Below are 9,451 nucleotides of genomic sequence, written 5' to 3' on the forward strand. Positions count from 1 at the left end.
ACTCAGAAAGAGTGCCATACTGTGTAAAGTATGTCTGCGCACACCCGTTAAGTATCTCTCTGGTCTATACAGAGGGCTAGGGTGAGGGTGAATCTCCTGAAATCTTTCCATATGCACACCGATTCTGCCCTGATACGCCTTGACACTGCCAAACGTAACGGGCAATGGCAGCAAAAAGACCCCCTCACCCCAACCCTCTCCCCCAGGAGAGGGAGTGCCCCTGCTTGAAAGTGGGGTTATGCAAAGGTCTCAGAGGAGGGAGAGCACTGCTCTAAATGCCGGTACCACGTACAATAGTACTGTTGAACTTCATGCGAATTGCAGGGGCGGACTGAGGGAGCCGCAGCAGAGATGGCGCGTCAGACTGAACCGAGCGTAAACAACGCCATGGAAAGTGTGCTGCAAGGCATGCTCTCCCGCAGTCACGTGCGCGCTGAGAGTACGCAGACCATCACAGGGCATTCGGGTCGGCGGCCCGACATAATCATCGAGGACTCCGGCCGCGCGCCGGTGGTGATCGAGGCGGAGTATATGCCGGGTGCGACCGTGGAGGATGAAGCCAAGTCGCGTTTGGGTTTGGAGGTAGCGGCGAGTGGGCGTGAAATCGAGGCGGCAATCGCGCTACGGTATCCCGAAGAGATTGCTGATGCCGACGATCTCCATTCCGCTCTGCGGCAGGCACGTCTTTCCTATTGCGTTTTCACGGAAGAAAAAAAGGGCGTCAGTCGCTTTCCGGCGTCCGGCTGGCTGGAGGGCTCTCCGGAGGACGTAGCCGATTTGGCGCGCTTGGTCTCCGTGCCGCAGAAGGCCGTGGATGACGCCACCGACGAGCTGCAAAAGGGTATCAACGCGGCGGCGAAAATCCTGGACGAGATGGACACGAACCGCCAGGCGATCACCATGGAGATTGCGCGTCTCCTCGGCATGAGCAACGTGCCGCAGACGCGTCGCATGGCCTGCGCCATCATCGCCAACGCTCTGGTCTTTCACGAGCGCATCTACGGCATGCATACTGGGGTCAAGTCCCTGAACATGGTCTGCGGCGATGACGTTGCCAACCCGCAGGGTGAGGTGCTCGCGGCGTGGCAGGACATTCTGGACATTAACTATTGGGCCATCTTTGCCGTTGCCAGGGACATTCTGATGCATTTGCCCGCGGCTGAGGCGGCGCAGATTCTGGGACGCCTACGGCATACGGCGCAGTCGGTGAGCGCCATGGGCGTGGAGAATTCCCACGACCTGACCGGCCGCATCTTCCAGCGTCTCATTGCCGACCGCAAGTACCTGGCGACGTTCTACACGCTGCCCTCGTCGGCGGCGCTGCTGGCGCGGCTGGCCGTGGCCAAGCTGCAAGGGGTGGACTGGGCGGATGCCGGCGCCATCGGCAAGCTGCGCATCGCCGATTTTGCCTGCGGCACGGGCGCGTTACTCTCGGCGGTGTACGCGCAGATCGCCGCCAAGCACGAGCGCGCCGGCGGCAACCCGGCCGCCTTGCACCGCGCCATGATGGAGGACGTGCTCTACGGCTGCGACGTCATGCCCTCGGCCATCCACATCACCGGCTCCACCCTCTCTGGCGTGGAACCCGGCGAAGCCTTCGGCAGCTCCCGCCTCTACACCATGCCCTACGGCCGCCAACCCGACGGCACGGTCAAGATCGGCTCCCTGGAACTTCTGCAACGCTCGGACGTCCAAACCCTCTTCAACACCAGCGACCCCGCCCTCCGCACCGGCAGCGCGGGAGAGGAGACATCGGCGCAAGTCACCCTTGACATAAGGGATTGGGAATACGATTTGGTGATTATGAACCCGCCGTTCACGCGGGCCACGAATCACGAAGGTGCTCATGCCGACATTACGAATCCCGCATTCGCCGCATTTGACGCCACGCGGGAAGATCAGACGGAAATGGGGAAGCTCATCAATGAAATGGGAAAGAAGACCTGCTACCACGGCAACGCCGGCATTGCCTCCGCTTTTGCGGCGTTAGCGGACCGCAAGCTTAAGCCCGGCGGCGTGCTGGCGCTCGTTTTGCCATTGTCTGCTGCCTCCGGCTTGTCGTGGCAGGGATTCCGAAAGATGCTGGTGGGCAATTACACAGAGTTGAACGTACTAACTATTGCCGCTGCGGACAATGAAGACCTATCGTTTTCGGCAGATACGGGCTTGGCGGAATGCTTGATTATAGCCCGAAAACTTGAGACGGCAGAAAAGTCTGAAACGCTGCCCCTCTTTTCATCACTCAGCCGCAGGCCGCGAGGTTTCGATCACGCTAGCTCGCTGGCAAGCGAAGTAACCAACAGCAACCATGTTAGAGAAATCAAGGATGGCCCGTACGGTGGAACGCCCTTGGTGATTGGGGAAGAATCGCTTGGTAAGAGCGTAACCGCATTTTGTCACGCAGACGGCTCGCAATGGGGCGCGGTGCGCCTCTCAGACTTCGCGGTAGCTCAAACTGCTTTCGCTCTATCCCAATCCCAACTGTGGCTACCTGGTAGTGTTGCACCTCTTGAACTGGGAATGCATGTTCTTGGAAGGATCAGTAGGCTTGGCTTCGTTCATCGTGACATCACAGGGCCGGCTCCACGAGGGCCTTTTGACAAAATCGCACCGAGTTCAACAGCTACCTATCCTGCTTTGTGGAACCATGACGCTCAAAACGAGACTCGTATAGTGTGCGTTCCCGATTCCCAGTTGCAAGTCCGGCAAGGCATGGAAGAGAAAGCCGCCACCATTTGGGCTACCGCCAGTCGAGCTCATCTAAACCTTGACTTTCGCTACAATTCGCAGCCGTTGGGAGTAGCGTTTACAGATGAAGAGAGCATAGGTGGTACGGCATGGCCCAACGTGGTATTTTCTGATGCTCGCTTTGACTACGCTCTTTCTGTGTGGGGCAACTCCACACTCGGTTTGCTCGCGCACTGGTGGCACGCTAATCGTCAGCAGAGTGGTCGTGGTCGCACGACCATACGAGCAGTTGAAACCCTCCCCGTGCTCGACTTCCGCGCCCTCAGCGACGATCAACTCATCATGGCGGAACTCATCTTCGACGAATTCCGCGACAAAGAGTTACAGCCCGCCTACCTCGCGGACGCCGACCCCAACCGCGCCCTCCTCGACCGCCGCGTCATCCGCGACCTCTTAGGCTTCGACGAACAAACCTACACCGCCGTCCGCCGCCTCGCCGCCAAATGGTGCGCCGAACCCTCCGTCCACGGCGGCAAACCAAGACCCAATGGCACCGAACTCAGAATGTGAAAGATAAACATGTTGGTCGTGGCTTACATTTGGAAATGGCATGGAAGCAGTACTTTATCTTGCTCATTCACCGTAACGCAGCTATGTTAGACCAATAGCCTCTTGAATGCTTGCACTGAGTCTTCCGTAAATCCTTCCTCAAAGTGAGCTGATCCACTTAGAAAGTCTAGACTGGGTGCCGTTTGCTCCTTGTTTATAACGAACTTAGTAATCTTAGGCCGAATATCTGACAGAACTTCATTGATGAATTCATCCCGGAAGGCGTAACCAATAAAGATGGCAGCTGTCGCTCTCTCCGCAACTAGCCGCAAGCGATTGTGGAACGACGAGAAGGGTTCGTCCTGAGGCTCGCCCTTGAACCCGGGATAGATCAAGATGTGATTCTGATGTTCTCCTGTGAACCGTGATGACCCAACGATGATCCTTCCATCGGAGCCCCGCTGCCAATCCACGGAACCGTGTAGCTTTGTCAACAGCCCAGGGCCAGAGAAAGTAGGAACGATTTCCTCGGATGTAGAGTGCCATTTGTCTAGGTCAATCGTGGAGTTGACGCCGTCTGTGACTCTACCTGTCCCAATACTCTCGCTTAGACCTCCTGCAAGGATAGCGTCTTCTAGCACAAGGTCATAGTTCGTCGTAAACACTTCGGTATGAAGATCGTGCCTATGAAGAAACTGAAGCAAATTGACCCATGTTTCTAATGCTTCATGATTGGGTCTCGCGGCATACAACTCATACACAAGCCTGTTGATGTCGTCTTCAAGCTCATCTAAAGAGCGGACGGTTTTTTTCATTGACTCCAAGATGTCATTTAGAGAGGCGAATGGATCGTAGTCGATGAGTTCGCCTTCGCTTGTCTCGGCGAGTCTCGAAAAGCGATTCTGACCAGGCTGTAAAACCCAGCCAGGGAAAGCAGTGGTGTCTGAAGACTTGGTGCAATAGTCTCGCATTTCGGCTAATGTGCCAAGAACTTTCTCAATGTCAATCCGACTATCGTTGTCGACTGACTTGAGGAACAAAGAGGCTTCCCTGAACCAGGGACTCTTTCTAATCTCACTAGGGACACGACTAAAGAACTCGGTCGTTGTGGGATATTGTTCAGGATTGACTGCTGCTGACGCGCCGGCTCCAGCAAATACAAGTATCAAGGTGCTTTCTCCTTTGACTGTTCCGATTGACGCCGCTGTTGCGCAATCGGGATAGGCACGGCGGCAAACCCCGCCCCAAAACCGCCAAGCTGATCATCTAACACCCGTGCTCAGCGACAGGCAGCGTTAGGGACTCTCACGAAAAGGTTTGCTCAATCAGCTTGAGTTCATCCGCAACGGTCTCGCAGACACTTTCAAAATGAGCAGTATATGTATCGTGCTCTTGCAATGCGTTCTTTGCTAAAGCATCAGCATCACTTCCGCCGAAATGCCCGTAAACCTTGGATCGGATATCGTGAACCTCCCTCAAACCGTTGAGATTTCCACCATTGGCGAGTTTGGCATGCCCGATTAGGACTTTCTCAATAAGGGACAGACTCTTCTCCTCTTTGCAGAAGGCAATCCCCATTTCGCTGAGCTTTGCCCGAATTGCCTTGACCTTAAAGCCCTCAATGAGCATTTTCGAAAGATCCGAAAACGCTCCCGCCCACTCTTGTCGGCTGTTCGTTAGAGGTTTGCTAACGTGACCAAGTAGAGCTTCATCACGAAGCTTCCACCAAGTCACATCTGAGTACTTCCATTCTTCCGCGATAAACAGGACTTCATGGAGGGGATCAGCAACTGATGGCCATTCCCCCTTAAAGTCGGCTTCAATGACACTTTGCGAAATCCCCGCCTTAGGTCTCTCATTAAAACTCAGCCAGTACTGCTGTTCCCCAAGCGGCAGATCCCGAAGGTCACAGATATAGGCATGAACCTGGTTAACTTCGTTTACATGGTAACTACGCAACTCCCAAGCGCTTCGACAAGTAATTATCCCAGACCCGATCGTGTACTTGTCCTGATCAGCCTTATATCTCAGAAGCACTTCGGGCCTAAAGAAGGCAATCGAAAGTTCGTGAGGAAGAGAGTTCTCATGGATCTGAATGTAGTTGGTAGTAGAGTCCGGGTCAGTAGAAACTTTTGAGATGCGTCTATTGCGCCAATCCCATGCTAAGAAATCAACATAAGGCCCTTCTGTGCGGCTAGACCAACTATCTTTCAAAGATGAGAAAATTTCGCTCTTTGGACGGCGGGGGCGAATGATCTGAGCACCGCGAGTGTGGGACTCCTTTCCAGGATCGATAAAGTGTCGGTAGATCAAACTGTCACTCTCATTGAGCACTTTGGGCTCGTGAGGCCAGTCTGGAACTTCGAAAGATCTCTCCGGCCGTCGTAATGGAAATTCGAACATACGAATAAGCACGGAATTCGAGGCGGCAAGATACAGATCCAGAGGTTCGCGCTTGAAAGATACGAGTGTAACGCTGCCTTTGTCCTCTTTAGACGTAACCGAAACAATGTGATCGAAATCTCCGTTCTCGTCAAATCGACAATATGCGTGCTGTTCTGAACGCCAATGAATGTCAGTTACGTGCAAATATATTTGGAGTACTTCATAGTACAAGGCGTCGCTTCCTCTTAGCCCTTTGATTTCACGAGCGAATACTAGCTGCTGAGCGTCACTGAGAGTCTTTGCGCCCCAATCAGTGTCAGTCTCGATCCAGACGCTATCTTGCTCACTTCCCCAGTTGTAACCGGCTAAAGAGGAGAAAGGGTTGCCGCCCCATTGGAGCAGATCTTCTTGGTCTACGGACGTGAGATTATCTAAACTAACTACAACAGAATGGATGAATGAATACCTACCGAGTCCATATACAATCAGTTCATCCTCTCTCTCGTTATCCCGCAACAGACCTAGATGTGCGTTAGCCTTGATCCAAGTCTCGTACTCTGTCGCATCGTCGGGAACCTTGTCGAGATTCTCGATGCGCTCAATCAGTTTCTTGTGTGCAGGGCTAGGCATAGTCGCTACCTTCTCTGGCTGTTTGCACCCCCAAAGGGTGGGCTTTGTTGGTCAGAATATCTATCTTGCAACGCGCGATGCGTCCTCAGCGGCAAAGGGGCTTGGTGAGCTCAATACTGCTAACGGAGGAACGACATGTAGTAATGTCGCTCTCCAATCATACCACATATAGTATTCCGATAGGAATACCTTGGTGAATGACAGGCTTGTAGCATTGGCTCAGGCTGTGCCCAGACTTTGTTGTTTTTGCTTTGCCTACTGCCCGGTCAGCGTTCTTGTATACTGAGCAAGGCGAAAGAAGCCTCACCTAGGGAGCGCATGTTGCTCTCTCTTGATTGGAAACGGGTTCACCCCCACTCTCAGGCTTCACGCCTTGTGGAGGCTTAGAGCGAAGAGATAACTGCCGTGTCTGGAAATGATCTGCATCTCCCCAATCTAACCATCAGAAGGTTTCGCGGCATTCAAGACCTTTCGATTGAGCGCTTGGGCTGCGTGACTCTCATCGCGGGCAAGAACGGCGTCGGCAAGACGACGGTGCTAGACGCCGTCCGCACCTATGCCGCGCGCGGCCAGCACGCAGTTCTCTTGAGCATACTGGGTAGCCGTGAGGAACTTACGAGTTCTGCCGTTGAGGACGGTGACAAATCGGTCGGTCCTGACTGGGAAGCGCTATTCTATGGACGGCACATTCTCCCGGACAAAGGCATTGTCATTGGCCCAACGGGCACATCTAGATATCTGAGAGTCGAAGCCACACCGGTTGCCGGAGCTAAGGCGGCCAAGTGGCAGAATGACATTCGTGCCATCTTGCTGGGCAATGATGGCTGGATGTTCAGAATTACGTACAGTGACGATGGACAGGCCGCATCGCGGTCCAGCCTTAGAAAAGTATCGAGTTCTCTTGAGTTCTCTGAGGAAACCGAACTTCCGCCTGTCATTCCGTGCGAGTCCCTGGGTCCAAACGCGCTGGGCAATATGGATATCGCACGGATGTGGGACAAGGTTGCGCTCACGGATGATGAGAATCGCTCAGTAGAGGCGCTGCAACTGGTTTATGGCGACACGGTAGAGCGCGCCGCAGTAATCGGCGATGAGAGTAAATCTCGTTTCGGTCGGCGGGCGGTGGTGAGAATTGCGGGGCAGGAGCGGCCGGTGCCTTTGCGGAGTCTGGGTGACGGCGCAGTGCGGCTCTTTGGTGTCGCTTTGGCGCTGGCCAACAGCCAGGGCGGGTTCCTGCTCATCGACGAGGCGGAGAACGGCATTCACCACACTATCCAGCGCGACTTCTGGCGCATGGTGCTGCTGACGGCGCAGGAGAGCAACGTGCAGGTCTTTGCCACCACGCATAGCTGGGACTGCGTGGCGGGCTTCGCGCAGGCGGCGGTGGCAGCGGAAGGCGTGGAGGGCGCGCTGGTGCGGCTGGAGAACGACGGCGAGGGGATTCGCGCTGTGGAATACTCGGAGCGCCAACTCCGAGTCGCGGCGGAACAAGGCATTGAGGTGCGGTAGCGCATGACCCGACCCTCTGGCGCGCCGCCGAGCCGCGTGCTGCTGGTGGAAGGACCGGACGATAAGCACGTGGCGCAGCACGTCTGGTACCGTCACGCAGCGGAGCTACCCTTTCACACCGAGGTGAGCGACGGCGTGGACAAACTGCTTGATGCCGTTGATACTGTAATCCAGGCTCCTGGCCTACAGGCAATGGGCATTCTGGTGGATGCCAACGACAACGTGGGCGCGCGTTGGGACGCAGTGAAAGGCCGGCTTGCGTCTGCGAAAGTCCACTTGCCCGACAGCCCCGACCCTTCCGGCACGATCGTCGAAAGCCGTCCGCGCGTGGGTGTGTGGCTGATGCCGGACAACGCCGCGTCGGGCGAACTTGAAGACTTCGTTGCACAGATGATCCCCGCTTGCGATGCGGTCTGGCCCTTGGCGCAAAGCTACATCGACGGCATAGCGTGTGCGGAGAGGAAGTTCAGCGAGAAGAAGAAGGCGAGAGCGCAGGTCCATGCCTGGCTAGCGACGCGCGAGGATCCTCGCCTCATGGGCGCGGCAATTGGCGCGCGCGACTTGGCAGTTGACGGCGCGCTCTGCCAGTCATTCGTCGCTTGGCTTAAGGCACTCTTTACCTAAGGGCCGGCTGCGTAGCTTCTGATTCCCTCTCTGAGTCGATGTTTGCATGGCTCTGCCGAACCGTAGGATAGACCAGATTGAAGTCTTTCCCCTCACCCTAGCCCTCTCCCCAGGGAGAGGGGACAAGACGAGGCAGCCCTTCGCTTATGACCATGGTCATGACTATGGTACAATTAACCAAATTCCTCCAGACCAGAATGGCGGGGCATGGCAGACGACAACAGCATTAACACCGGTGGCGCGCGGATGGTGAAGGCGTCGGAGTTCAAGGCGAAGTGTTTGCAGCTCATGGACGAGGTGGCGGCGAGTGGTGAGGAGATCATCATCACCAAGCGCGGCCGGCCGGTCTCGCGGCTGGCGCCGTACCGGGAGAAATCCAAGATGGAATTTGGCCGCAACCGCGACAACATCCGCAGCTTAGAAAACATCGTGGAACCGATGCCGGCGGGGTGGTTTGAGGACGCAGACGATACCGCGAGCGACCTGTTTTGATTCTCCTCGATACTCATGTTCTGCTCTGGCAGGAGCAGGGCGACCGGAGGCTGGGGAGGCAGGCACGCCAGACCATTGCACGGGCGCTGGCAGAGGGGCAGGCGGCGGTTTCGGCCATTTCGTTCTGGGAGGTCGGCATGCGCATGCAGAAGGGTCAGCTTGCCCTGCGTTTTGAGCTCGCTGCCTGGCGGCGTGATCTGCTCGATCAGGGTGTGATCGAGATTCCTGTGGATGGACGTGTGGCAACTCGCGCTGGCCTTCTGCCGGACATGCACGGAGATCCCGCCGACCGCCTCATCGTAGCCACCGCTTTGGAGGGCCACACACTCATCACCGCCGACGAGCGCATGCTCGCCTGGCCGGGCAAATTGGACCGCCTGCGCGCTACGGAATGAGGGCGGAGCAAGAGAGGCAGCCGGAAGAATTGGCGCGGACGCAGGTTGCAAACCTGCGCTACCCGGGAGAATAGGCGGCGGGCGCAGTCATTCAGCAATCGAGACCATCGGCGGGGGACGCAGGTTGCAAACCTTTGCTAACCGGGAGGATTGGCGGCGGGGGCAGCAATTTAGCAATC

At 56.1% G+C, this 9,451-nt stretch carries 7 protein-coding genes; 5 read left to right on the plus strand and 2 right to left on the minus strand.

Features of this window, described 5'->3' with window-relative positions; translation table 11 throughout:
- Positions 1-351: 351 nt before the first annotated feature.
- Positions 352-3,258, plus strand: coding sequence for a hypothetical protein (locus OXE05_13555; GenBank protein MCY4438342.1), 2,907 nt, complete (start codon positions 352-354; stop codon positions 3,256-3,258).
- 86 nt (positions 3,259-3,344) lie between these two features.
- Here the strand turns inward: OXE05_13555 and OXE05_13560 are convergent, their stop codons facing one another.
- Positions 3,345-4,406: an SIR2 family protein gene (locus tag OXE05_13560; protein MCY4438343.1), complete on the minus strand. Its 1,062-nt coding sequence runs from the start codon at positions 4,404-4,406 to the stop codon at positions 3,345-3,347.
- Positions 4,407-4,542: 136 nt separating this feature from the next.
- On the minus strand, positions 4,543-6,252 hold the full coding sequence (locus OXE05_13565; GenBank protein ID MCY4438344.1) for a hypothetical protein: 1,710 nt from the start codon (positions 6,250-6,252) through the stop codon (positions 4,543-4,545).
- A gap of 405 nt (positions 6,253-6,657) precedes the next feature.
- Between OXE05_13565 and OXE05_13570 the strand changes: the two genes are divergently transcribed.
- From OXE05_13570 to OXE05_13585, 4 genes are all read left to right on the plus strand, one after another.
- Positions 6,658-7,761 carry an AAA family ATPase gene (locus tag OXE05_13570; protein ID MCY4438345.1) on the plus strand — a complete coding sequence of 368 codons (1,104 nt, stop codon included), beginning with the start codon at positions 6,658-6,660 and terminating at the stop codon, positions 7,759-7,761.
- Between the two features lie 3 nt (positions 7,762-7,764).
- A complete protein-coding gene (locus tag OXE05_13575) occupies positions 7,765-8,385 on the plus strand; it encodes a hypothetical protein (protein MCY4438346.1) in 621 nt (206 codons plus the stop codon).
- 207 nt (positions 8,386-8,592) lie between these two features.
- Positions 8,593-8,877: a type II toxin-antitoxin system prevent-host-death family antitoxin gene (locus OXE05_13580; protein MCY4438347.1), complete on the plus strand. Its 285-nt coding sequence runs from the start codon at positions 8,593-8,595 to the stop codon at positions 8,875-8,877.
- A complete protein-coding gene (locus tag OXE05_13585) occupies positions 8,874-9,272 on the plus strand; it encodes a type II toxin-antitoxin system VapC family toxin (GenBank protein MCY4438348.1) in 399 nt (132 codons plus the stop codon). The genes OXE05_13580 and OXE05_13585 overlap by 4 nt, the downstream gene beginning before the upstream one ends.
- Positions 9,273-9,451 lie beyond the last annotated feature (179 nt).

Source organism: Chloroflexota bacterium (genome assembly GCA_026710945.1).
GTDB lineage: Bacteria > Chloroflexota > UBA11872 > VXOZ01 > VXOZ01 > VXOZ01.

Coding starts and splice junctions, on each gene's coding strand:
- OXE05_13565 (MCY4438344.1), bottom strand. CDS start 6,252: ATGCCTAGCCCTGCACACAAGAAACTGATTGAGCGCATCGAGAATCTC.
- OXE05_13580 (MCY4438347.1), top strand. CDS start 8,593: ATGGCAGACGACAACAGCATTAACACCGGTGGCGCGCGGATGGTGAAG.
- OXE05_13555 (MCY4438342.1), top strand. CDS start 352: ATGGCGCGTCAGACTGAACCGAGCGTAAACAACGCCATGGAAAGTGTG.
- OXE05_13575 (MCY4438346.1), top strand. CDS start 7,765: ATGACCCGACCCTCTGGCGCGCCGCCGAGCCGCGTGCTGCTGGTGGAA.